The organism is Flavobacterium aquidurense (assembly GCF_001404985.1).
In the GTDB taxonomy this organism is placed as follows: Bacteria; Bacteroidota; Bacteroidia; order Flavobacteriales; family Flavobacteriaceae; genus Flavobacterium; species Flavobacterium aquidurense_B.
The window spans coordinates 652,442-675,600 of record NZ_JRLF01000015.1; the positions used below are offsets into that span (position 1 = coordinate 652,442).

General features: G+C 32.2%; 26 protein-coding genes. 22 read left to right on the forward strand and 4 right to left on the reverse strand.

Annotated elements, in window-relative coordinates; translation table 11 throughout:
- Positions 1 to 288: 288 nt before the first annotated feature.
- From RC62_RS21355 to purU, 9 genes are all read left to right on the forward strand, one after another.
- The gene (locus RC62_RS21355; protein WP_055098367.1) at positions 289 to 1,863 is read left to right on the forward strand and encodes a murein L,D-transpeptidase; all 1,575 of its coding nucleotides are present in this window, start codon (positions 289 to 291) and stop codon (positions 1,861 to 1,863) included.
- Positions 1,864 to 2,080: 217 nt separating this feature from the next.
- Positions 2,081 to 2,422 (forward strand): hypothetical protein, encoded by a 342-nt coding sequence (locus tag RC62_RS21360; RefSeq protein WP_055098368.1) that lies wholly within the window; start codon positions 2,081 to 2,083, stop codon positions 2,420 to 2,422.
- Between the two features lie 196 nt (positions 2,423 to 2,618).
- Entirely contained in the window at positions 2,619 to 3,269 is a 651-nt protein-coding gene (locus RC62_RS21365) for a hypothetical protein (protein WP_055098369.1), read from the forward strand.
- A 107-nt stretch (positions 3,270 to 3,376) separates the two neighbouring features.
- A complete protein-coding gene (locus RC62_RS21370) occupies positions 3,377 to 3,799 on the forward strand; it encodes a cytochrome c oxidase assembly factor Coa1 family protein (protein WP_055098370.1) in 423 nt (140 codons plus the stop codon).
- Positions 3,800 to 3,964: 165 nt separating this feature from the next.
- A complete protein-coding gene (locus RC62_RS21375; RefSeq protein WP_055098371.1) occupies positions 3,965 to 4,582 on the forward strand; it encodes a hypothetical protein in 618 nt (205 codons plus the stop codon).
- Between the two features lie 40 nt (positions 4,583 to 4,622).
- Positions 4,623 to 5,189, forward strand: a complete 567-nt coding sequence (locus RC62_RS21380) for a hypothetical protein (protein WP_055098372.1) — start codon at positions 4,623 to 4,625, stop codon at positions 5,187 to 5,189.
- Between the two features lie 57 nt (positions 5,190 to 5,246).
- On the forward strand, positions 5,247 to 5,819 hold the full coding sequence (locus RC62_RS21385; protein ID WP_055098373.1) for a hypothetical protein: 573 nt from the start codon (positions 5,247 to 5,249) through the stop codon (positions 5,817 to 5,819).
- 172 nt (positions 5,820 to 5,991) lie between these two features.
- Entirely contained in the window at positions 5,992 to 6,714 is a 723-nt protein-coding gene (locus RC62_RS21390; RefSeq protein ID WP_055098374.1) for a DUF4197 domain-containing protein, read from the forward strand.
- Positions 6,715 to 6,812: 98 nt separating this feature from the next.
- Complete coding sequence (gene purU, locus RC62_RS21395) at positions 6,813 to 7,667, forward strand: formyltetrahydrofolate deformylase (protein WP_055098375.1); 855 nt, start codon at positions 6,813 to 6,815, stop codon at positions 7,665 to 7,667.
- 138 nt (positions 7,668 to 7,805) lie between these two features.
- Here purU and RC62_RS21400 read toward each other — a convergent pair whose 3' ends face one another.
- Positions 7,806 to 9,299, reverse strand: coding sequence for a catalase (locus RC62_RS21400; protein ID WP_055098376.1), 1,494 nt, complete (start codon positions 9,297 to 9,299; stop codon positions 7,806 to 7,808).
- Between the two features lie 514 nt (positions 9,300 to 9,813).
- Between RC62_RS21400 and RC62_RS21405 the strand changes: the two genes are divergently transcribed.
- Positions 9,814 to 10,824 (forward strand): aldo/keto reductase, encoded by a 1,011-nt coding sequence (locus tag RC62_RS21405; protein WP_055098612.1) that lies wholly within the window; start codon positions 9,814 to 9,816, stop codon positions 10,822 to 10,824.
- Positions 10,825 to 10,964: 140 nt separating this feature from the next.
- Complete coding sequence (locus RC62_RS21410) at positions 10,965 to 11,885, forward strand: helix-turn-helix domain-containing protein (RefSeq protein ID WP_055098377.1); 921 nt, start codon at positions 10,965 to 10,967, stop codon at positions 11,883 to 11,885.
- Here the strand turns inward: RC62_RS21410 and RC62_RS21415 are convergent.
- From RC62_RS21415 to RC62_RS21425, 3 genes are all read right to left on the reverse strand, one after another.
- Entirely contained in the window at positions 11,882 to 12,682 is an 801-nt protein-coding gene (locus RC62_RS21415; protein ID WP_055098378.1) for an ABC transporter substrate-binding protein, read from the reverse strand. The genes RC62_RS21410 and RC62_RS21415 overlap by 4 nt on opposite strands.
- 105 nt (positions 12,683 to 12,787) lie before the next feature.
- Positions 12,788 to 13,606 carry an orotidine-5'-phosphate decarboxylase gene (pyrF, locus tag RC62_RS21420; RefSeq protein WP_055098379.1) on the reverse strand — a complete coding sequence of 273 codons (819 nt, stop codon included), beginning with the start codon at positions 13,604 to 13,606 and terminating at the stop codon, positions 12,788 to 12,790.
- 115 nt (positions 13,607 to 13,721) lie between these two features.
- Positions 13,722 to 15,905 (reverse strand): DUF5723 family protein, encoded by a 2,184-nt coding sequence (locus RC62_RS21425; RefSeq protein ID WP_055098380.1) that lies wholly within the window; start codon positions 15,903 to 15,905, stop codon positions 13,722 to 13,724.
- A gap of 161 nt (positions 15,906 to 16,066) precedes the next feature.
- Here RC62_RS21425 and RC62_RS21430 point away from each other — a divergent pair, with 161 nt between their 5' ends.
- From RC62_RS21430 to RC62_RS21475, 11 genes are all read left to right on the forward strand, one after another.
- Complete coding sequence (locus RC62_RS21430; protein ID WP_055098381.1) at positions 16,067 to 16,540, forward strand: Dps family protein; 474 nt, start codon at positions 16,067 to 16,069, stop codon at positions 16,538 to 16,540.
- A 106-nt stretch (positions 16,541 to 16,646) separates the two neighbouring features.
- Positions 16,647 to 16,832: a CsbD family protein gene (locus RC62_RS21435; RefSeq protein WP_055098382.1), complete on the forward strand. Its 186-nt coding sequence runs from the start codon at positions 16,647 to 16,649 to the stop codon at positions 16,830 to 16,832.
- Positions 16,833 to 16,989: 157 nt separating this feature from the next.
- On the forward strand, positions 16,990 to 17,541 hold the full coding sequence (locus RC62_RS21440) for a helix-turn-helix domain-containing protein (RefSeq protein ID WP_055098383.1): 552 nt from the start codon (positions 16,990 to 16,992) through the stop codon (positions 17,539 to 17,541).
- A gap of 21 nt (positions 17,542 to 17,562) precedes the next feature.
- Complete coding sequence (locus tag RC62_RS21445) at positions 17,563 to 18,012, forward strand: response regulator (RefSeq protein WP_055098384.1); 450 nt, start codon at positions 17,563 to 17,565, stop codon at positions 18,010 to 18,012.
- A gap of 15 nt (positions 18,013 to 18,027) precedes the next feature.
- Positions 18,028 to 19,812 (forward strand): CHASE3 domain-containing protein, encoded by a 1,785-nt coding sequence (locus RC62_RS21450; protein ID WP_055098385.1) that lies wholly within the window; start codon positions 18,028 to 18,030, stop codon positions 19,810 to 19,812.
- A gap of 401 nt (positions 19,813 to 20,213) precedes the next feature.
- Positions 20,214 to 20,714, forward strand: a complete 501-nt coding sequence (locus RC62_RS21455; protein WP_245176858.1) for a DUF4142 domain-containing protein — start codon at positions 20,214 to 20,216, stop codon at positions 20,712 to 20,714.
- 34 nt (positions 20,715 to 20,748) lie between these two features.
- On the forward strand, positions 20,749 to 21,396 hold the full coding sequence (locus RC62_RS21460; RefSeq protein WP_055098387.1) for a porin family protein: 648 nt from the start codon (positions 20,749 to 20,751) through the stop codon (positions 21,394 to 21,396).
- A gap of 36 nt (positions 21,397 to 21,432) precedes the next feature.
- Entirely contained in the window at positions 21,433 to 21,585 is a 153-nt protein-coding gene (locus RC62_RS22940) for a lmo0937 family membrane protein (RefSeq protein WP_109746162.1), read from the forward strand.
- Positions 21,586 to 21,633: 48 nt separating this feature from the next.
- Positions 21,634 to 21,918 carry a YtxH domain-containing protein gene (locus RC62_RS21465; RefSeq protein ID WP_055098388.1) on the forward strand — a complete coding sequence of 95 codons (285 nt, stop codon included), beginning with the start codon at positions 21,634 to 21,636 and terminating at the stop codon, positions 21,916 to 21,918.
- A gap of 35 nt (positions 21,919 to 21,953) precedes the next feature.
- Positions 21,954 to 22,337, forward strand: coding sequence for a hypothetical protein (locus tag RC62_RS21470; protein WP_055098389.1), 384 nt, complete (start codon positions 21,954 to 21,956; stop codon positions 22,335 to 22,337).
- Positions 22,338 to 22,355: 18 nt separating this feature from the next.
- Positions 22,356 to 22,727, forward strand: coding sequence for a hypothetical protein (locus tag RC62_RS21475; RefSeq protein ID WP_055098390.1), 372 nt, complete (start codon positions 22,356 to 22,358; stop codon positions 22,725 to 22,727).
- Positions 22,728 to 23,159: the final 432 nt, after the last annotated feature.

Sequence of the window (23,159 nt, forward strand, 5' to 3'; positions counted from 1 at the left end):
TTTTAGAGGAGCAATTTACAAAATATTATAATATTTGTTCATCCTTATATCTTTTTGTTAACAAAAAAAAATAATCTTTTTTATGCGAGAGGGGTAACAATTTAAATACTTATCTGATTTATCTTATATAAGTCTTATAGAAATGTTAACAACATGGTAATCTTGAAAAATTTAAATTAAATACAACAACTTGTTTTCCAGACACCTAAAGTAATTTAGCAGAGTAGAAAAGCCCCAAATTTTACCCCTAAACTTTTACTGTTAGTCATCAACGTAAAATTTTAAAAAATGAAAACATTATATCCAATCACCTTAATATTAAGCTTGAGTTTTTTTATCTCTTCTTTTAACAGAAATGAAAATGACATTGTTTCGTATAAAAAAACTGCAACTATTGCAACCGTTTACAATAATTCAGATCCTGATAATGTAGACGAACTTTCAAATGATTTCTTTAAAAGATATTCGGATTTAAAAAAGTATAAATCTGATGTCATGTCGCTATATAAAAATAGAACTTTAGGAACCATTTGGTTTGATGAAGATGATATGAATGAATTTGCAACTGTATTGTATGAAAAAGCTAAAAAAACAAATGATTTGATTATCCCTTATCAAAAAGAAATCGATGATCTTTTTTCTTCATCAGCAACAAAGCTTTCTAAAACAGATGCTGATATGCTAATAAGTTCTTTATATATTGCTTATGCGAAAAAAATCAATTCAGATAGTAAGAAAAAAGTTTCTTATGATGCTATGTTAAAAGATTTTTTGAACTACAGCACGATCGAAGAAGCAACTGCCTCTGCAAATTCTACAACTGCAGATGTTAAAGTCGAATACGATCAGTATTACAAATTACAAGATGTTCTAAAAAAATATAAAAAATTAGACCGTACAAATAAATGGAAACCTATTGTTCCGGAAGAAACACCTTATAAAGATTTACGTCCGGATGCAGTTTCAAGCACTATCGCACAAGTTAGAACGCGTTTGTATTTATTAGGCGATTTAAAAAATGATTCTAAAAGTAATGTTTACGATCGTGAATTGATGGATGCTGTAATGAAATATAAAGTTCGTAATGGCTTTAAACCTAACTATATCTTAGCAGAAGAACATATTAAAGAAATGAATGTGCCAATTTCTGATAAAATAGAAACATTAAAACTTAATATGGAAAGATGCCGTGCTATATCTGCTCAGATTGCGAGTAGCGATGAGTATGTTTTAGTAAATGTTCCTTCATATGAATTGATTTATGTTAAAAACGGAAAAGTACAATTGACTTCGAGTGTATTTGTTGGTGCGCCATTAACTAAAACAACCATTTTTAACAGTGAAATTGACAGAATCGTTTTCAGCCCTTACTGGACAGTGCCGCAAAGTATTGTAAACAATGAACTAAAAGGAAAAATCGCTGCTGATAAAAATTATCTTGCCGAAAAAAATATGGAAATAGTAAATGGTCAGGTAAGACAAAAACCTGGTCCTGACAATTCTTTAGGATTGGTGAAATTTATGTTTCCAAATCCAGATGATATATACTTGCACGATACACCTGCAAAAACATTATTTGATTTTGAAAAAAGAACCTTCAGCCATGGTTGTATAAATGTAAAAATGGCAAAAGAATTAGCCGTTGCAATGCTTCAGGATTATCCGGAATGGACTCCTGATAAAATTGATAAAGCTATGGAAGGTAAAACAGAAAACAGCTTTAAATTAGCTAAAAAAGTACCTATCTACATCACTTATTTTACCTCTTTGGTAAATGAAAAAGGCGAAATTGGTTTCTTTCAGGATGTTTATGAAAAAGATGCTGAAATTCTTTTTCCTCAGGCAGAAGTGGTAACTAACTAATAGTAGAATTTAAATAGCATATTAAGCTTCTTATTTATTTCAATCGCAAATTGAGATAAATAAGAAGTTTTTTTATATAAATTGAATATCGCGTTATCCTGATGCAAAACAAAAACCTTAAGTTATTAATATTAAAACTTTTAGAGAATAAAATATTCTAAAGAGAGAGGGATCTTTGCATAATAATTATACCACTATTATAAAAAATCAATTTCTCATGAAAACAGAAAATATCAAAGGATTATCACTTTTTGAAATAAATGTTTTGATTCAACAAGGCGGAAGATTTGTTATGTTTCCAAATCTTATTACCAAATTAAAAAGTTCTACTATTTACTTTGTGCGTCCTGAAGAAAAAATATTAAAATATGCTTTCAAACATTTTATAAAAAATTTATCAAATGGTCGACGTACATTTCCCCTAAAACCGTTTTACATTTCAAAATCATTATTTTATTTAGCTATTGGCGGTAAAGATTATACACAAAACATGCTGGCTGACTTAAAACAGATCAATCCGGTATATAATCCTAATTTGTATTGCCTGCAATATGTTTAGCTTTCTAAAATAAATGCAAACCCTGTTTTATCAGAATCTAAAGCCTACATGATCTTGCCGTAATTGTCTTAAACTATTATTTAAAAAACTTTTAGCGGCAAACTTAGAAGTTAACAAAAAATATATTTACGAATTGAATTTAGCTCTTTTACAGGGCTAAGTTCTTTTTTTATTTAACTTCTAAAACGATCTAAACATGAAAACTACTTCATTCAGATTTTTTATTCTATGTATTATTTTAGGCACAACAGCTTGCTCCTCTAATGACTCTGCCGAAAATGAAACTTCATCTCCGGAAAAAAAACTATACGATTATTATGTTGACACCAACATGCAAAAATCAATAGACCAACTTGGCATTATCATACATAAAGGCAATACTCCCCCAACGGTAGAAGGTATATATAAAATTGATCCTTTACGCTGTACTATGTCTAATTTTAGTGATGGAATGCTTGGTGTTGATCTTGGAGCATCTACTCTTACACTATCAAATCAAAACACAGTGAATTTAAGTGTTGATTTTAAAAACTTTACGATTTACTCTTATGAAGATAAAAATGAAACCTGGGAAGGAAAAGGTTCATTCATTTCTGGCGAAGGCAACAAATTCTCTATATTATTACATAGCAATGGTGAACTGGAAAATGGTATTTATAAAGCAAAATTTCAAAATTTAATCATTCTTTCCGGCGAACTTGATGTTAAGGATGACAAAATAAAAGGGATTAAAAATTTACAACTTGCCTCTATTATGTCTGATGATTATCAAGATCCGTACAATACTTTAATATCAATAGGCCAGGGACGACTTTTTACAAATAGTTATGCCGCAGCAAATAATTAAAATATTCTGAATCGCATTTTTATAACGTTATTATCGAATAAAATTTTTATCCGGAATAACAGTATTTTTCTATCTTTAAACTCTAATATTAATTACTGTTTTAAATCATGGAAGAAGACTACGTTGAAGTTAGAAAAAGTTGGTGGGAAAGAAACTGGAAATGGTTTGTACCAACCGGATGCGTGAGCATTTTATTGATTTTTGTATTATTTATAGCGGGAATTTTCTTTGGGGTTACCTCTATGATGACAAATTCTGATGTTTATAAAGGCACCATGAATGAGGTACAGCATAACCAACTTGTAATCGAAAAATTAGGAACTCCTATTGAAGATGACGGAATGACTTCCGGAAGTATCAATACCACAAACAATGATCGCGGAAATTGTAATTTACAAATCCCAATAAAAGGGCCTAAAGGTCAGGCAACCGTATTTGTTGTTGCCGAGAAAAAAGGAGTCTGGAAGTATAGCGAAATGACTGTTTTTATAAAAGCAACGAAAGAAGAAATCGATTTACTCAAAAAATAATTACTTATAAAAAGGCAGCTTCCTTCTTGGTTTCTGCCTTTTTTTATTTTAAAATATTGCAGTGATGTTATCTCAATAAAATATATTTTTTAAGATTGTATTCTTAATGCAAAAAACAACTTAGAAAGAGTACTTTTATCATAACAAATTTTTCATATTTCAATCATGTATATCCGCTTGTCTTTATCTTTATTTTTTTTCTGTTTTTCGACTTTACTATTTTCTCAAACTCCTGCTAAAAAAGATGCCATACATAAAGCATCACCAAATATGATAAATGCAGATAATTATGTAAAAATATTATGGCTGGACAATAATGGAACTCTTCAGCTTAATGAAGATTATATTAAAACAATCACTGATCAGCAACGAGCAGCATTGGGGTATATCGCAACCGAAGTTGGAAACGAGTGCCATTGGGATGGAGAAAAAAAAGCAGACAAAAGCAATTTGAAATGTAAATTGCTATCAGCACTTAATTTAGGATATCAATGCTCTGAAACGCATTTGTCTTTTTTGAAAAAGTGGTTTAAAGACGATCTCAAAGTACTTGAAAGATTACAGTATTGCAACAAAACCGAATCTTCGCAAAAAATTCAGGATGGTTTCGTAACATTAAAAATGATGACGAACCAATCTACCATTAAAATAATTTACTCAGCAGTTGGCAGCGACAGTACTGCACAAAAAAAATGGAGCTGGACAGAAGAATCTGTTTATTCTTTTACCAAAGACGGAATTAAACAAACAGACCGCAAAAACATCAATGGCTTATACAATTAGAAAGAATTCGAAAAATTAAATTAAGCATTATCATTTACTTATGAATAAAATAAAATTGTTTTTATTATACATCACTTTTCTTCAAAGTGCCTTTATACTTGCACAATCTAAGGCAAACTATCAATCTCTTACCAATAGAGTAAAACAATTTTCGAAACCTGCCAAAGTATTGTTCAATAATATTGATTCAAAAGGAAATGGTTCGATAGAATTTACAAATGCAAAAAAACAAGTACTGCGTTTTCGTTTAGATAAGAAAAAACTTCAGGTTATGCATGGCGGAATTGCTTATCAGCTTTTTTATTATAAAAATAATTATTTGCAAAGAATTGAAACTTTTGATACCAGCGGAAATTTTGCTGCAGAACGGGAATCAAAAAATGAAGCTGCTGTAAACTTCATTATTGATAAACCTGATTTATACCTCCAGAAAAAGAAACTTATTGATGCTGCCGAAGGAAATATCGACTTAAAAGATGACAGTAATGAAAAAATTATAAGAGTAGAAATATTCGATCACAATAATCTTCCGATAAGGGAATTTCAGCCTACTTATATTTCCAGCAAAACATATTGGAATTATAATGTTAGAATGTATTGGCCTTAACAAAATATTTTCGCCACTAAGTTTGATTATAAAATTACATTCAAAGTTCACGATATTATGAATTGGAATAACGGAATGGGATATATTCGTTATATCATTTTGCCAAATAATGGCAATTGGCAGCAAATACTAGCCCATAGTTTTAGTAACGAATTTGTCACAATCAAAATAAAACAAGATAAAAACTTTCTTGACAGCTTTGATGCATGTGTTTATAAGTTAATATCAGCTCGTGCACATCATATATTTTATCAAAGTGAATCTTTTGGAACCATTTTAATGGATAGTGCATCATTTGGATTGGAGAAATTTTGCATAAATTATTCGAAACAATACGACAGCGAAATTATAGTTCTAAAAGGGCATCCGGAGTGCTTTGATCTCTATGATATCGAAATATACAAAAATGGAGTTTTGGTTCGTAAAAGTATTAATGTCCCCAAAGAATTATATAATATGGCACCGGAAATACTTAAACCAATGTATTCATTTTATGCAAATACAGAAATAGGACAACCTTCTATTTATGAAGAACTACCATATTTAATTCCTTTTTTAAATCATTTTGGCTGGACAGAAGAATTTATGGATCAAAAAAAATGGCAAGTAGTAACCACTAATCTGGATTAGATAATGATCTTATTATAATTCATTCTTTTTTTACAATACGTTCTTTTCTATAAAAAACAAAGTCTCTAATGACGAATGTTATTTATGAAACAAAATATTTCTACTCCCGAAATAAAATTGTGGCTTTGTTTTTGAATATGTAGTATTTTTGAAACTTATATACCCCCTATTAATGAAAAAGATTTTAATTTTATCGCTTTGTATTTCTCTAAGTTCTTATTCTCAGGTAAAAGAAACTTTAGCTCAAAAACTATCAAAATTATCTACTCAGCTTTCAGGTGTTGGCGGTGTTGATATTGCATCCGGGCTTAAAGAAGCTTTAAATAAAGGAATTACACAACAAGTTAGCAAACTAACTGCTGTGGATGGTTTTTATAAAAACGAAGCTGTAAAAATCTTAATGCCGCCTGAATTGCAAAAAGTCGACGCCACTTTGCGTAAAATAGGTTTATCATCTCTTGCCGATGATGGAATAAAAGTATTAAATCGTGCTGCCGAAGACGCGGTAAAAGAGGCAACTCCTATTTTTGTTTCTGCTGTAAAAAACATGTCGTTTACAGATGCTAAGAATATTCTGCTAGGAAATGAAAGTGCTGCAACCACATATCTGCAAGGCAATACCAATACAGCTTTATACGCAAAATTTAATCCGGTGATTAAAACCTCTTTCGAAAAAGTAGGTGCTGATGTAGTTTGGAAAAATATCATCAACAAATACAACACGATCCCACTAGTCAAAAAAGTGAACCCGGATCTGACTGATTATACAACGAATCAGGCTTTGGCAGGAGTTTTTAAAATGATTGCTGTTGAAGAAAAAGATATCCGTACCAATATTAATGCAAGAACTTCGCCTTTGTTGAAAAAAGTTTTTGCAATGCAGGACAAGAAATAATTTTTTATCATTTAATAGTTTAGTTGTTTGATTTAGAACTATGAATCAGGCATTTAAAAGATTAAATAAATAATTAACCGATTAACCCAAAAACTAAAATGCAAAAAATAACGATTCTGATTCACTGCAAAGACCAAAAAGGAATTATCGCCGCAGTGACTACTTTTATTGCTAAAGTAGAAGGAAATATTATCTACATTGATCAACATGTTGATGTGGAGCAAAATGTATTTTTTATGCGATTAGAATGCGAATTGACCAATCATAACATTACCATTGATGGTCTCAAAGCCGATTTTGATCAAACAATTGCAACTGATTTTAATATGTCATGGGATTTGTACAATCAGGAACAAAAACCCAAAATGGCATTGTTTGTTTCAAAATATGACCATTGTTTATTTGATATTTTAGGTCGATACAGCGCAGGAGAGCTCAATGTTGAAATTCCGGTAATCATTAGTAATCATAATGATTTAAGATCTATTGCAGAGCGTTTTGATATTCCGTTTCATTGTGTGCCTTTTACAAAAGACAACAAAGAAGAAGGCGAAGCAAAACAAATTGAATTATTAAAAAGATATCAAATCAATTTTATTGTACTGGCGCGCTATATGCAAATTATTACACCAAATTTGATTGCATTATACGAGAATAAGATCATTAATATTCACCATTCATTTTTACCTGCTTTTCCAGGTGCAAAACCCTATCACTCGGCTTTTAAACGCGGTGTAAAAATTATTGGTGCAACAAGTCATTATGTTACAGCAGAGTTAGATGAAGGTCCGATTATTGAACAGGATATTGCTCCCGTTTCACACATACATTCTGTTGATGATTTTATTATGAAAGGAAGAGATCTGGAACGTATTGTTTTAGCACGTGCCATAAAATTGCATGCAGAACGCAAGACAATGGTTTACAGTAATAAAACGGTTGTTTTTTCTTAGGAACAAAGTTTCTCCTCACAAGTTAATAAACAAACCCGACAGGTTTTAAAAATCTGTCGGGTTTGCTATTTAAAATCAAAGCCCAATTTCAAAAACTTTGAACCTTTGTTACTTTGAACCTTTGAACCTCAAAAAAAATTATCTCACTTCGATTAACAATCTTGGATCAGAAAAATTATTTACTTCATCCATTGTTAGTCCTAATGCATTTGCTACACCTTCTCCGTATGCCGGATCTGCTTTATAACAGTTTCTAATATGGCGAACCTGAATAAACCTTTGGGCTCCTCCTACTTGTGCAGCAGTATTTTTGAATAATAATTGTTTTTTCTCATCAGTCAATAATCGGAATAAAAGACCTGGCTGAGTGAAATAATCATTATCATCATCTCTAAAATTATGCGCATATGCATCACCGTGAAGTTTCAAAGGCGGTTCTTTGAATTCCGGTTGTTCCTGCCATTCTCCAAAACTATTTGGTTCATAATGTTTACGTCCGCCATTATTTCCGTCTACACGCATTGCACCGTCTCTATGAAATGTATTATAAGGACATCTTGATGAATTTACAGGAATTTGATAGTTGTTTACTCCTAAACGATATCTGTGTGCATCTCCATAAGAAAATAAACGGGCTTGTAACATTTTATCCGGCGAAAAGCTAATTCCAGGAGGAACATGCGCCGGATTAAAAGCTGCTTGTTCTACTTCGGCAAAATAATTTTCAGGATTTTTATTTAATTCGAATTCTCCAACCGGAATTAGAGGAAAATCACCTTTTAACCAAACTTTAGTCAAATCAAAAGGATGGAAACGATAATTATCAGCTTGCTCTTCGGTCATGATTTGAACAAACATTTTCCATTTTGGAAAGTTTCCTTCTTCAATAGCATCAAATAGATCTCTTTGATGACTCTCTCTGTCTCCACCAACTAACAGCGCAGCTTCTTCATCAGATAAATTTTCAATTCCTTGTTGTGAAACAAAATGAAATTTCACATAATATCTTTCGTTTTGCGCATTCAGGAAACTAAAAGTATGACTTCCAAATCCATGCATTTGTCTATAGGATTTTGGAATTCCACGATCGCTCATTACGATGGTCACCTGATGTAATGCTTCGGGCAATAAAGTCCAAAAATCCCAATTGTTATCAGCACTTCTTAAATTGGTTCTTGGATCACGTTTTACGGCGTGATTTAAATCGGGAAATTTCATTGGGTCACGAAAAAAGAAAACCGGAGTATTGTTTCCTACCAAATCCCAGTTTCCTTCATTTGTATAAAATTTCATGGCAAAACCACGAATGTCTCTTTCAGCATCAGCAGCACCTCTTTCTCCTGCTACAGTTGAAAAGCGTACGAACATTTCTGTTTTTTTTCCAATTTCAGAAAATAAATCGGCTCTTGTATATTTTGTAATATCATGAGTCACAGTAAAAGTTCCGTAAGCTCCAGATCCTTTGGCATGCATTCTTCGTTCCGGAATAACCTCGCGATCAAAATGTGCCATTTTTTCCAGAAACCAAAAATCTTGTAATAAAACTGGTCCGCGTGGACCGGCAGTTTGTATATTTTGATTGTCCGGAACGGGAGTTCCTGTTGCAGTTGTTAATTTTTTGTTCGAATCCATAATGCTGATTTTTAATGTTTTATCAAATATACAAACTTATACCTACGATATTCATAAACAAAATTGATTGTTATTATATTTTAATAATAAAAAGCTATTTAACGCTACAGAAACCTCAGAAACCACTATTAATAAATCTTAACTTATGTCCAACAAAGTAATAACAAAACCTTAACAGCAAAACATTCATATATATTAGATCTTTGTAGTGTAATAAACTGGTTATTTATTATTTTGGTTTTGGTTAGTTAAATGATGCCGGCGTCTTCGAGATGCCGGCATTCTTTTTTATAGTATGTTTTGTTTCAGATTTCAGATTTTCTTTGTTTCATGTTACTTTACTTTGAACATAATTTTATCGCAAAGCAACTTGAAAACTGAAACTTGAAACAAAAGAAAACCATAACTAAAATTCTCATTTTGGATACAACTACACGAGATTTAGATACTTTATAAAAGAAATACTCCCGGATCTTTGCTTTATAATTTTCAAACAAAATTTAAAACAGGAATTATGAGTGCTATAAACAAAATTAAATTAGGAAATCAGGGTCTTATTGTTCCTAACATTGGATTAGGATGTATGGGAATGACCCAAATTGCAGGAATGGACATTTATGGCAAAGCCGATGAAAAAGAAGCCATTGCAACCATTCACCGTTCGCTTGAACTGGGAGGGATTTTTTTAGACACTGCAGACCTTTATGGTCCTTTACACAACGAAAGATTAATTGCGAAAGCCATAAAAGGCAATCGAAACGCTTATACAATTGCTACAAAATTTGGTTACGAAATCGACGATAATGAGCAGCTTACCTGGCAATTTAACGGTAAAAAAGAATATGTAAAAAAAGCTGTAGAACGTTCCCTGAAAAATTTAGGTACAGATTATATCGATTTATATTACCTGCACAGACTTGATCCCAACACGCCAATTGAAGAAACTGTTGCCGCTATGTCAGAATTGGTTAAAGAAGGAAAAGTGGGTTACATCGGTTTATCTGAAGTTTCATCAGACACGATTCGAAAAGCGCACAAAATTCATCCTTTGTCTGCCGTTCAAACTGAATATTCCTTATTTGAAAGAAGTGTGGAAGAAGCAGGTATTTTAGATACGCTAAACAAATTAGAAATTGGTTTTGTAGCTTATTCTCCGTTAGGAAGAGGTTTTATTTCCGGAGATATTAAAAGCCCGGATGATTTTCCTGAAAATGATTTCAGAAAATCGATTCCGCGTTTTCAGGGAGCACAATTTCTTAAAAATATTGAATTGGTTAATGAAATCAAGAAATTAGCCGACGAAAAGCAAATTACAGCTTCACAATTAGCATTGTCATGGATTGCATCAAAAAATATTTTATCGATTCCGGGAACTAAGCGTGTAAAATATGTTGAACAAAATATTGCTGCTGCCCAAATGATTTTATCGACAGATGAAATGAATCGTTTAGAAAAAATTATTCCGCTTGGCACCATTACCGGCGCAAGATACGACGAAGCTAATATGGCTGGTATTGATCAATAAAATCTTTGACTTCGCTCAGCCTGATAATACTAATTTGCTGAGCGAAGTCGAAAATTATTGCTAATAGCAATTAAAAGAAAGGTTATCTTTACTAAAGCTTCCCTGTTTATATATTTCTTAAATATTCTATATATTTCATCATGAAAAAAGAAACCCAAACTCCCTATATAATTCACTCAGTATCTGAACTGCATGCTTTGCTAAAAATTCAAAAACCGGAACATCCTCTGGTAAGTTTTGTAGATTTAAGTAATATAACCTGCCATTTTGATGACAATCTAAAAAGTGTTGTCTACGATTTTTATACGGTTTGCATCAAAAAAGGTTTTACAGGAAAAATGAAATACGGACAAAATTACTATGATTTTGATGAAGGCGTTATGACTTTTATGTCACCAGGACAAGTTATTTCTACAGAAGTCTCCGTTGATTCGGCTGTTTATGGCGCTATGTTGGTGATACATCCTGATTTTATTCAGAACTATGCTTTAGCCAAAAACATTAAGGATTTTGGTTATTTTTCGTACTCTGTTAATGAAGCGCTCCATCTTTCTGACAAAGAAGAAATCATGATTACGGGAATTATGAAAAATATTGAACAGGAATATCTTTCGTCAATTGATGCTTTTAGCCAGGATGTAATGATTTCGCATATAGAATTACTGCTTAATTATTGCAACAGGTTTTATAACCGACAATTTATAACCCGAAAAACTGCCAACAATACACTTTTAACGAAATTAGAAACATTGTTATCTGATTATTTCGAAGGTGATAAAGTACAGCAATTCGGACTTCCAACAGTGGCTTATATCTCAGATGAGCTACATGTTTCTCCTAATTATCTAAGCGACATGCTTCGTTCATTGACAGGACAAAGTACGCAGCATCATATTCATAATAAAATCATAGAAAAAGCAAAAGAATTATTAACGACGACTTCATTAAGTGTTAGCGAAACGGCTTATCAATTGGGTTTTGAATATCCGCAATCGTTTAATAAATTATTTAAAAGCAAAACCAATTTTTCGCCTTTAGAATTTAGAAGTTCCTTTAATTAATCTTTTAACCGTTCCTGCAGTATTTTAAAATAAGAAAAAGCCTTAAGCAATCTACTCCCGTGCCAGGAGAACATTTCGCCATCGACAAAAATTGTTTTGGCATGATGCGTAAATCGGCCTATTTCAAAAGCGTCCTCTTCTTTAAACGGATACGGTTCTGATGAAAGAAAAACGATATCAGGATCGCCTTCGAGACGCATCTTTTTTATTTCGATTTCAGGATAACGTCCTTTGTCTTCGTATATATTCGAAAAATGATTTAATTTTAATAATTCATTGATATAAGTATCATTTCCCGCTACCATAAATGGATTTTTCCAGATAAAATAAGCTGCTTTCTTTACGGAAATATCTGCAATATATTTTTTGAAATCGTTTAAAGCGAAAACCAATTTGTTATTCCATTTTTGAGATTCGGTTCTACAATTAAAAAGCTGACCAAAGTCTGAAATCATCTGAAAATTATCTTCTACAGTAACAATATTCGTTACCCAAACCGGACAAATGGTAGTTAATTGTTCGACAATTTCCGGCGTGTTTTCTTCTTTATTGCAAATGATAATATCCGGCTGGAGCAATTTTATCTTCTCAAAATGAATTTTCTTGGTTCCGCCAACAATTTTCTTAGTCGATTTTAAATGGTACGGATGAACACAAAATTTAGTAATTCCGATTATTTTATCTTCTAAACCCAGATCATAAAGCAATTCGGTTTGAGAAGGCACCAGCGAAATAATACTTTTAGGAGTCGTCTCAAAAGAATGTGAAGTACCGAGTTGATCGAGGAATTGTTTCATTTTTTTTGTTTCAGTTTACAGTCTCAGTCTCAGTTTATAGTATACAGTTTACAGTCTCAGTCTCAGTCAAAACTGTGACTGTGACTGTGACTGTGACTAAAAACTTTATTTATTAGCAAGAATCTCTTCCATTTCCTGCTGTACTTTCAAAGCTTCTTCCCTTGCCTTTTCAGCAAAGTCTGTTCCTTTTGAGGCGTAGATAATAGCTCTTGCTGAGTTTACTAATAACCCCACTTTATCATTCATTCCGTATTTGCAAACTTCAGATAAACTACCGCCCTGAGCGCCAATTCCCGGAACTAATAAAAAACTATCCGGAACGATCTTCCTGATATCGGCAAAATATTCTGCTTTTGTTGCACCAACCACATACATTAGATTGTGACTGTTTTTCCATGTTTTAGAGGTTTCTAAAACTTGTTTGTATAATTCTTTTCCGTTTGTTGTCAAGGTCTGAAAATCAAATGCACCTTCGTTAGAAGTCAAAGCCAGCATTATGGTATGTTTATTTTCGAAAGCCAAAAACGGCTCTACTGAATCTTTACCCATATAAGGCGCAACGGTTACACTATCAAAATTTAAATCTTCAAAAAAAGCTTTTGCATACATACTTGAAGTATTCCCAATATCACCACGTTTAGCATCAGCAATAGTAAAAATTTCAGGAAAATTCTCGTTGATATAATTGATTGTTTTTTGCAAAGACATCCATCCTTTTATCCCGTATGCTTCAAAAAAAGCAGTATTGGGTTTGTACCCCACAGCTAAATCATGTGTTGCATCGATTATGGCTTTATTAAATTCGAAAATAGGATCTTCGGTTTCTAATAAATGAGAAGGCATTTTGGTTAGATCGGGATCTAATCCAACGCATAAAAAGGATTTTTTAGAAAGGATTTGTTCGTGTAGTTGTTGTGTTGTCATTCTTGATTTTTTAGTTCTTCTAATGCATCAGAAGTGATTGTATTTTAGAAGTACGCAAAAATAAAAAAAGCCATTCAATTACGAATGGCTTTTTAGTTTTATATTCTGTTCAGGCTTATAAATTACCTAAGTAAACAATTTCTGTTCTTCTGTTTTCAGCTCTTCCTGCTGCTGTTTTATTCGTTGCAACCGGTTTTGTAGAACCAAATCCCTGCGAAGTCAAATTATCAGGATTCACTCCTTTTGCAATCAAGGCTTCCATAACTACTTTTGCTCTTGCTTCAGATAATTTTTGGTTTGCTTTTGCATTTCCTACATTGTCTGTATGTCCGTTGATCGCAAATTTAGCATTTGGATAATTTTTCAGGATTTCTTTAATAGCATCTAATCTTCCTGAAGTTACTCCTTTTTTTGCATCGCTTAATGTTGCTTTTCCGGTTACGAAAAAGATCGATTTAGCTTCTACTTTTAGTTTCTCTAAAGTCGCTTTAGTCACTTTAGGACATCCTTTATTGTCTGCTGGACCAGCAATTAATGGGCAATCATCTACATTATCAGGAACTCCGTCTTTGTCAGCGTCTAAAACCGGACAACCTTTATTTTCTGGTAAACCGGCAACTGTTGGGCACGCATCGTCTTTATCAAGAACACCGTCACCATCTGTATCCGGCCAAGGGCAGCCTTTATTTTCTACCGGACCGGCAATTGCAGGACAAGCATCTACATTATCTAAAAGCGTATCTCCGTCAGAATCTTTCCAAGGACATCCTTTATTTTCTACAGGACCAGCTACATCCGGACAAGTATCATCTTTATCAAAAACTCCGTCTTTATCTGTATCCGGCCAAGGACAACCTTTGTTTTCAGCAGGACCGGCTACTTTTCTACAAGCATCTTCTTTGTCTATAACGCCGTCTTCGTCTGTATCTTTGAATTTCTTTTCGTAAACCGGAATTTTTATCCCAAGATGAAAATCAGCCGCTTTTGATTCTTTCGAAACTAAATTTGTCAGGATAGAACCTGAACCAATAAAGAAAGCGCCAACTCTTAATCCGGAACCAACCTGCATTCCGCTGTATTGCATATAAGTCATTGGCACATAAAAACTAAACCATCTTGATTCGTAACGAGGTGTAAGTGTTACACGATCAGCGATTCCGTAACCGTTTACTTTATCTGCAGAAACCATATTGATATCTCCATTAAGATTCAAATAGAATTTTCTGTACATATTCCAATCTACATCAGCGTGAAGTGCAGTAGGTAGATTCGTTTTCATCCCTTTAACAGAAGATGTTTTTGTATAATGCTCGTCAAGGAAATCATAGAAATTATCAGCATCATTAATCATTTCCTGAGTAATAGTACCGTTTACATTATAAGTATCCTGTCTGGAGTTTTTGTAGTTGATTGATCCTATATCAGTAAGCGACAAACCAAAACGTACTTTATATTTATTTAAATCTCTAAAGTTATTATCAGCAGGTTTTGCTTTGCTTAGATCATATTTATCATAATCAGGTCTCCATTCGTACACCAATCCAAAATCAAAACCAAATCCTCTTGCGCCTGAGTCAAATTCATAATCTTCCTTTGCTTCAAAATCCTGGCTCGTTCCCACAGTAATTTGTCCGTTTGAAGTAAGTGTTCCTCTGTCAGGATTTACCGTATTTTCGTTATAGTCAACATGAACATCTTTTCCTTTAATATATCCGTTTACACCACCCTGAAGATATTTAGCGGTTAAACCTCCTTTAAGAAAATGTTGGTTTTTTTGATACAAAACCGCTGCATACGAAATTCCGAGTTCTCCCCAGGTATTCGACGCACCATTTGCATTTCCTGCATTAAAGTTAAAATCGCTTGCTTTGTCCAGACCTTCTTTTACCTGGTCTACAAGATTTCCGTTTATGTTCTTAAGATTACTTACAGATCTTGCTCTTGTAAAAACAGCAATCGTATGTTTAGGAGCAATATTAAACATAAAAGAGGGTCCCATGATATCAAAATTCACGATACCACTATTAGCATTTTTTGGTGTCATTTTAGACTGACTGTCAAAATCATATCCATCTTTATAAACATCAAAAAGGCGAACTCCGTATAAATCATTTGCTACAGCGCCGCTAATAGAAAACAAATTTATATCGGTTTTAAAACGAGAATCCGCAATAGATGCCGGATTAAAAAGTACACTTTGAACTCCTGCATAATTATCATGAGTATATCCCATATAAGACTGGGCTTTGGCCAAAAATGTAACTGCAATAAGTAATAAACTGAGTAAAGTTTTTTTCATTAAAATTTGGTTTTAAGATAAATTCGGGGGCAAAACTACACTTTTAGAATCAGAAATATGTTACTAAAACATTGAATTCATGTAACATCTTGAATAAATTATGTAAGAAAAATGAAAACTTACTTTTATATTTTTGATAACGAACAATAAATCAAACAATTATGACCCCACATATAGGAATAACTCCAAAAAATCTAAAAAAAAGCGCCACTATATTAGCAACAATTTTATCTAATGAAATGACTCTTTATGTAAAAACAAGAAAATTTCACTGGAACATTTCTGGAAATAGTTTTATGGAGCTTCATAAATTGTTTGAGGATCAATATCGAATTTTAGAAGCTAACATTGATGAAGTGGCAGAGCGCATAAGTCAGCTTGGAGAAAAAACTATTGGAACAATGAAGGAATTTATCGAAAATTCTACTTTAAAAGAATCTCCAAAAGAATATGCTTCACAAAAACACATGCTTGAAGAGCTTTTAGAAAATCACGAACAACTGGTTACAGAATTCAGAGATTACATTCCGGCGTTTGAAGAAGACAGTAATGATATAGGATCTGCTGATTTTGTAACTGGTTTGCTGCAACAGCACGAAAAAATGGCCTGGGTTTTACGCCGATATCAAGTTTAATAAAGAGCAAAATGTGAATTATGAAACGGTTTGCGAAATAAATGTAACACAAACCTAAGGGTTAATTCAGAATTTTACAATACTATTAATACTTAAAAAAAATATCATGAATACTACAGAGATAAAAGGAAACTGGAATGAGTTAAAAGGGAAATTGAAACAACAATATGCAGATTTAACTGATGACGATTTATTATATGATGAAGGTAAAGAAGACGAAATGTACGGAAAACTTCAACAAAAATTAGGAAAAACAAAAGACGAAGTTCGCAAAATTATTGCTGACTTGTAAAACGTTCTAAATCAATCAAAAATACCGTCTAGTAAAACATATTAGACGGTATTTTTTTGAGAATTTTATTTAAATTCATTAATGTTCTATATCGCTAACAAGCATTAAACTCTATAACCAAAAATAAATTAATTATCTTTAACGAAATTTCTATAAAATGAAACTATTTATAAAGTTCGACATAAACACCATTTGCTCGCTTTTTTTGAAACAAAATCTGGAACAACAAAATGTAAATTTTACAACTCTGGGATTTGGTGAAATCGAAATTGCCGATAATCTTGATGCTGATGCGCTCGAAGCTTTAAAAAATAATTTGCTGCCATGTGGCTTTGAGGTTGTCGAAAACCAAAAAAGTGTATTAGTACAAAAAATAAAAGATGCTATAATTGAGCTTGTTTTCATGGAAGACAGCAATAATTATAAAAGTTCTGTGTTTTTAGCTGAGAAATTAAACCACAGTTACGGTTACTTGTCAAATGTTTTCTCAGAAGTGACATATTCTTCTATTGAAAATTTTATCATTTTACAGAAAATTGAAAGAGCGAAACAATTAATTATTATTAATGAAATGAGTTTGACAGAAATTGCTTTTTTACTAAACTACTCAAGTGTAGCGCATTTGAGTACGCAGTTTAAAAATACAACAGGAATTACGCCGTCAGCATTTCAAAGAATAATTAAGAAACGTAGAGAAAATTTAAAATAAAAACCCAAATACCATACTAAAATGCAAAAAAACGCATTATACATTTTATTGGCTGATGATGATGAAGATGATCGTCTTTTTTTTAAGGATGCTTTTGAAGAAATAAAAATTCAGACAAAAGTAGATTTTGTTCATGACGGAATGCAATTAATGGATCATTTAATGGATCCTGAAACTAAATTGCCGGATATTTTGTTCCTGGATTTAAATATGCCTAAAAAAACAGGTAAAGAATGTTTGATCGAAATTAAAAAAACAGAACATCTTAAAAATATTATTATTGCTATCTACTCTACTTCATCATCAGAAGAAGATATTGAAGATACGTTTATTCAGGGAGCCAATATTTATATCAAAAAACCAAGCGATTTTAATACGCTTAAAAAAATAATAAATGAAGTCGTAACAGTAAACTGGCACTATCATACCTCAGGTTTAAACCGTGACAACTTCTTGCTTCGACTAAAATAATAATAATGCATACCAATGAAATGGATCCCAAATTTTAATTCTTCAAACTCTTTGAGAGTTATATTTGTAATCGCGGTTTTCATTCTGTTATTTCTTTCTTCAATTGCTTACAAACACAACAAGGATTTAGATGAATCCAGTAAAGTGGTAATGCATACGTATGAAATAAACATTCAATTAGAGCGATTAATGTCGGCGATTAAGGATGCCGAAACCGGACAGCGAGGATATATTATTACCCGTAATGCCCGATTTCTAACTCCTTATATTTATTCGCGTGATAAGGTAAACACTTCATTTATTACTTTAAAAAAATTGACTGCCGATAATCCAAGGCAGCAAAAAAATCTTCAAAAGTTATTTAAACTAATTATCCAGCGTTTTGTATCTTTTGAAAATTGCCTAAAATACAGCGATCCCAAAACATATGATAAGCGAAAACTCGACAATCATATGTTTGGAGGTCGAATCTTAATGGAGAATATTCGTTTTCAAGTGGATGAAATGAATGACATCGAGAAAAATTATCTGGCAAAAAGACTTAAAATTTATGCCGCTGAAATCTCCTTAAGCCCATTATTTTCTATTTCGTTATTTCTGGTTGCCTTAATTTTTATTTTATTGGCATACAGACAAATTAGCCGTGATTTTGAACGCCTGAAAATTTACAATAAAAAACTGTTGATCTCCAGCGGACTTATGGCTGAATCTGAAAGCATTGGTAAATTCAGCACCTGGCAATGGGATCTGGATTCTAATAAAATAGATTATTCAGACAATCAGTTTCGCTTACTGGGTTTTGAGCCAAATGCATTTGTTCCTGAAAAAGAAACTTTTCTGGAATTTGTTCATCCTGATGATAAGGCAAAAGTGGCAAAATCTATGGAGCGAATTGTCGAGAAAAAACAATTGCCTTTTGTATACTACAAAATCACAAGACCGGATTATGAGATTCGTTATTTTAAATCTACCGGAAAACTACTGACAGATCAACAGGGAAGTAAAATTTTACTGGGTATTAATTTTGATATCACGGATGAACATTTATTAAACATAGAACTTCAGGAACGTAATAGAGAATTAGAAAAAAGTAATAAAGAACTTGCTTCTTTTAATCACGTTGCCAGTCATGATTTGCAGGAACCTCTAAGAAAAATCCAGACTTTTATTTCGAGGGTTTCAGATGCTGACAAAGCGGTGTTATCTGACAGTGCAAAAGATTATATTTCTAAAATCGAAGTTTCGGCCAAAAGAATGCGTGTATTAATAGACGATCTACTTTTATTCTCCAGAACAAATACCACTAAAAAGGAGTTTATAAAACTAAGTTTAAACGAACTGCTTGAAAATGCAGAATCTGAATTAGCAGAAATTATAGAGGAAAAGAAAGCTGTTATTATAGTTTCTAAATTACCTAAGCTGGCTGTTATTCCATATCAAATCGAACAGCTTTTTATAAACCTTATTGGTAACTCTTTAAAATATGGAAGGCAGGATATTATTCCTGAAATTAAGATTGAAAGCGAAAAAGTAAATTCGACTGATTATCCTGATTTATTAGAACCAAATGTCAAGAAATTCAATAAGATCACTTTTACAGATAACGGAATGGGATTTGATCCTCAGTTTAAAGAAACGATATTTGTTTTATTTCAGCGTTTGCATTCAAAAACAGATTATCCGGGAACCGGAATTGGTCTTGCAATTTGCAAAAAAATAGTAGACAATCATAAAGGTCATATTATTGCTGACAGTACTCCGGGAAAAGGTTCCGTTTTTACCGTTTTTCTTCCAGAGTAGATTACTTTACAGTATTCAGTCGCAGTCGCAGTTTTACAGTAAAACGAAACTGAGAGTGAATACTGAGACTCTAAACACAGACTGCAAACTGAGACGAAATCTGTAAGAAAATAAAATCTCTCTAATTATACTCAAACATAAAAAGAAACCATCAGTAGCTACTGATGGTTTCTTTTTATGTGCTAAACCGAAAATAATAAATACCTGAAAATAAAGGGGAAAACGCATAAAAAAATCGATTATGGGAATTATATAAAGATTCGTTTTTATGCTGTAAAGCAAAATGTTTGTTTCGTTAGCATCTTTGTAATGTAATACTTTAGGAAGTAATAATGAAAGCAGCGCAACAATTAAAAGCGGCAAATTTTAGACTAATTTTTTTATTGATAATCATAATTTGCATGTCGTCATGCAAGAAAAATAATCCGATAGAAAATTCACTAAAAAATGAAACTTTTACTAAAACGGAGAAAGAAGAAATAGAAGCCTTTTTTTTTATTGCGACAGCAAATGTGAGTAAATCAATTATTTCTAAAAGTCAAATTGCACAACAAAAAAGTTCAGATTTTACGATACAGGAGTTGAGTAAAAAAATAGAAAACAATCAGAATCAATTGTTGCAGGAAGTATCAAAAATGGCGAATAAAAAGCTCATTATTATTACCGAAATAAACGCAACACATAAACGGGATTTATACGATTTGATTGATGCAAAGAGCGCAGATTTTAATAAAACCTATCTGGTATCAGTAACTGAGTCGTTACAAGAACAAATAGGATTGCTGGAATCGATTTCTAAACAGACGAATGACAAAGCAATATTAAAATTAGTGCTGCAATATTTACCTGAACAATATCAAATCCTTCGTGAAATGCAAAGGATCAAAAATGAGATTAATTAAATGCCTATATATTATTAACTAAATTATTTTAACTATGAAAATTCAATCAAATTTTTTATGCGCCTTAACACTTTTTTTAACAGCTTCATTTGGAATGCTACACGCTCAGGACACTAATGTAACTACAGAGTTTGGTGTAAAGGGAGGATTCAACATGTCTAACTTATATAATGGAGATGCTGATGACAACAATATATTATACGGTTTTAACGCCGGTCTTTATGCAACATTACCAATTTCAGATTTTGTAGCAATTCAACCAGAGATTTTGTACACTACAAAAGGTGCAGAATTAAAATATGATAATGCTTTTGCAACAGGAGAAGCAAAATTCAAATTAAACTATATCGAAGTTCCTTTGTTAGTAAGAGTTAATATCACTAAAAACTTTAACGTTCAAGCCGGTGGTTATGCTTCATACTTAGTAAGTTCTAAAGTAAAAGGAACCGGAGATGTTGAATTTGAAGAGGATGTAGATACAGACGATTTAAACAAGTTTGATGCCGGTATCGCTGCAGGTATTGGAGTAGATTTTAACCCAATTAGTGTTGGTTTACGTTACAACTACGGTCTTACAAAAGTTGGTAAAGACAGAACTGATGCATTAGGAAACTCTTTTAATACTCTAGGAGACGCAAAAAACAGCAACTTAACATTATACGTTTCGTATAAGTTAAACTAGAAAAAAACAATTAATTAACCCTTAATAATAAAAACCATGTCAAATTTATTATATACAATCGCAGTAATATTGGTTATCCTTTGGGCTTTAGGCTTCTTTGTTTACAGCTTAGGAAGTATCATCCACATATTATTAGTAATCGCAATTATCGCAATTCTATTCAGACTTATTAAAGGTCGAGAAGTTTAAAAATCAAACATTTTAACAATAATTATATTAATCACTAAATCAAATATTATGAAAGCAAGTAACACAATTTTAGGAATTTTAGGAGCTGCAGCTGCAGGAGCATTTTTAGGTGTATTATTCGCACCGGACAAAGGGTCAAACACAAGAAAAAAAATCTCAGATAAATCAAAAGATTACGGAGATAATTTAAAAACTAAAGTTGATGGTATCCTAAGTACAATTACTTCAAACAGTAAAGATATTATCGAAGAAGGAAAAGCAAAATTCAATCAGGCAAAAGAAGACTTCAATTCTATCAAAGACGAAGCAAAAAGTGTAAAAACGAACTACTAAAAAGTGAAATTTTTAAACCATAAATACCCTATATCATGGAATCAAATGCAACAACAAACGAGAACTTAAATCTTTATGAAAAAGCAGAGAACTATACCAAGACAAGTTTAGAATTACTTAAGCTAAAAACGGTATCAGCTGTAGCCGATGTTTTATCGACACTAACATCAAGAATAGCAGTTGGAGCTGTTGTTGCATTTTTTACCTTATTCCTTAATATAGGGATTAGTTTATGGCTTGGTAAAGTACTTGGGGAGTATTATTACGGTTTTTTTATCGTAGCACTTTTTTACCTTATAGTTGCTGTGCTAATGCATACAATGCAACATAAGATTATTAAAACACCTATTGGAAACATGATAATTTCCAGTATTCTTAAAGAGACTAAAAAAGATATCAAAACTGATTTAAATAATTAATAACTAAAAAAGACTGTTATGGAAACTCTTTATACTATTGATGGATTAAATCAGACGATTCAACAATTAGAAGCTCGACAGGACGCAGAATGGTGCGCTATAAAAGACGAAATAGATGATATCAAAGAGAATTTAAAACCTCTTAATCTCATCAGGAATACAGTAGAAGAAATTAACGAAACTGTAGGTTTTAAAAGTAATCTGGCACAATCTGCATTAAGTATTGGGATTGGATATCTTGCTAAAAGATTTATTGTTGGTAAAAGTACCAATATGTTCAAAGGTATTGCCGGATCCTTATTACAACTTGTCGTAACTAATTTAGTTTCGAAACCACATCATGAATCTTCAAACGAAGAATCATCACAAAAAGAATCATCAAGAGAGTAATTGTTTAACTCAAATTTATGTATTATGGAAAAGCTAAGCGAAATAGTATTAAAAAATGGTGTATACGTTTACTCGAATCTATATAAATGTTTCGAATTTTCGAGAGTATTTTTAGGTATCTAACTTGCTTTATACGTTTTATAAACAAACGGTTAAACAGTTAATATCCTTCACTATATTTTTTAAGGTTCAAAGATACAAAGACGCAAAGGTACAAAGTTGCCCAAAAGCTGAGTTATCAGATTTTGACCTTACAAAAAAGAGACTGTTTCAAATATGAAACAGTCTCTTTTTCTTTTTTGTTCTGAAGCTAAGATTTTGAAATGCCAACTTACAAAATAATCAAAAACTATCATACAACCGCAAGTGCGGCGGAAACAAAAAAAAAGCCGAACTATTAATTAGTTCGGCTTTTTATATAAGATATATTTC

What these genes read in the sequence shown, in the direction of transcription:
- RC62_RS22940 (WP_109746162.1), top strand. Translation starts at nt 21,433, where the DNA reads ATGTCAAATTTATTATATACAATCGCAGTAATATTGGTTATCCTTTGG.
- RC62_RS21435 (WP_055098382.1), top strand. Translation starts at nt 16,647, where the DNA reads ATGAATACTACAGAGATAAAAGGAAACTGGAATGAGTTAAAAGGGAAA.
- RC62_RS21375 (WP_055098371.1), top strand. Translation starts at nt 3,965, where the DNA reads ATGTATATCCGCTTGTCTTTATCTTTATTTTTTTTCTGTTTTTCGACT.
- RC62_RS21385 (WP_055098373.1), top strand. Translation starts at nt 5,247, where the DNA reads ATGAATTGGAATAACGGAATGGGATATATTCGTTATATCATTTTGCCA.
- RC62_RS21415 (WP_055098378.1), bottom strand. Translation starts at nt 12,682, where the DNA reads ATGAAACAATTCCTCGATCAACTCGGTACTTCACATTCTTTTGAGACG.
- RC62_RS21470 (WP_055098389.1), top strand. Translation starts at nt 21,954, where the DNA reads ATGGAATCAAATGCAACAACAAACGAGAACTTAAATCTTTATGAAAAA.
- pyrF (WP_055098379.1), bottom strand. Translation starts at nt 13,606, where the DNA reads ATGACAACACAACAACTACACGAACAAATCCTTTCTAAAAAATCCTTT.
- purU (WP_055098375.1), top strand. Translation starts at nt 6,813, where the DNA reads ATGCAAAAAATAACGATTCTGATTCACTGCAAAGACCAAAAAGGAATT.
- RC62_RS21430 (WP_055098381.1), top strand. Translation starts at nt 16,067, where the DNA reads ATGACCCCACATATAGGAATAACTCCAAAAAATCTAAAAAAAAGCGCC.
- RC62_RS21355 (WP_055098367.1), top strand. Translation starts at nt 289, where the DNA reads ATGAAAACATTATATCCAATCACCTTAATATTAAGCTTGAGTTTTTTT.
- RC62_RS21360 (WP_055098368.1), top strand. Translation starts at nt 2,081, where the DNA reads ATGAAAACAGAAAATATCAAAGGATTATCACTTTTTGAAATAAATGTT.
- RC62_RS21405 (WP_055098612.1), top strand. Translation starts at nt 9,814, where the DNA reads ATGAGTGCTATAAACAAAATTAAATTAGGAAATCAGGGTCTTATTGTT.
- RC62_RS21475 (WP_055098390.1), top strand. Translation starts at nt 22,356, where the DNA reads ATGGAAACTCTTTATACTATTGATGGATTAAATCAGACGATTCAACAA.
- RC62_RS21400 (WP_055098376.1), bottom strand. Translation starts at nt 9,299, where the DNA reads ATGGATTCGAACAAAAAATTAACAACTGCAACAGGAACTCCCGTTCCG.
- RC62_RS21370 (WP_055098370.1), top strand. Translation starts at nt 3,377, where the DNA reads ATGGAAGAAGACTACGTTGAAGTTAGAAAAAGTTGGTGGGAAAGAAAC.
- RC62_RS21380 (WP_055098372.1), top strand. Translation starts at nt 4,623, where the DNA reads ATGAATAAAATAAAATTGTTTTTATTATACATCACTTTTCTTCAAAGT.
- RC62_RS21460 (WP_055098387.1), top strand. Translation starts at nt 20,749, where the DNA reads ATGAAAATTCAATCAAATTTTTTATGCGCCTTAACACTTTTTTTAACA.
- RC62_RS21410 (WP_055098377.1), top strand. Translation starts at nt 10,965, where the DNA reads ATGAAAAAAGAAACCCAAACTCCCTATATAATTCACTCAGTATCTGAA.
- RC62_RS21465 (WP_055098388.1), top strand. Translation starts at nt 21,634, where the DNA reads ATGAAAGCAAGTAACACAATTTTAGGAATTTTAGGAGCTGCAGCTGCA.
- RC62_RS21365 (WP_055098369.1), top strand. Translation starts at nt 2,619, where the DNA reads ATGAAAACTACTTCATTCAGATTTTTTATTCTATGTATTATTTTAGGC.
- RC62_RS21455 (WP_245176858.1), top strand. Translation starts at nt 20,214, where the DNA reads ATGTCGTCATGCAAGAAAAATAATCCGATAGAAAATTCACTAAAAAAT.
- RC62_RS21450 (WP_055098385.1), top strand. Translation starts at nt 18,028, where the DNA reads ATGAAATGGATCCCAAATTTTAATTCTTCAAACTCTTTGAGAGTTATA.
- RC62_RS21425 (WP_055098380.1), bottom strand. Translation starts at nt 15,905, where the DNA reads ATGAAAAAAACTTTACTCAGTTTATTACTTATTGCAGTTACATTTTTG.
- RC62_RS21440 (WP_055098383.1), top strand. Translation starts at nt 16,990, where the DNA reads ATGAAACTATTTATAAAGTTCGACATAAACACCATTTGCTCGCTTTTT.
- RC62_RS21390 (WP_055098374.1), top strand. Translation starts at nt 5,992, where the DNA reads ATGAAAAAGATTTTAATTTTATCGCTTTGTATTTCTCTAAGTTCTTAT.
- RC62_RS21445 (WP_055098384.1), top strand. Translation starts at nt 17,563, where the DNA reads ATGCAAAAAAACGCATTATACATTTTATTGGCTGATGATGATGAAGAT.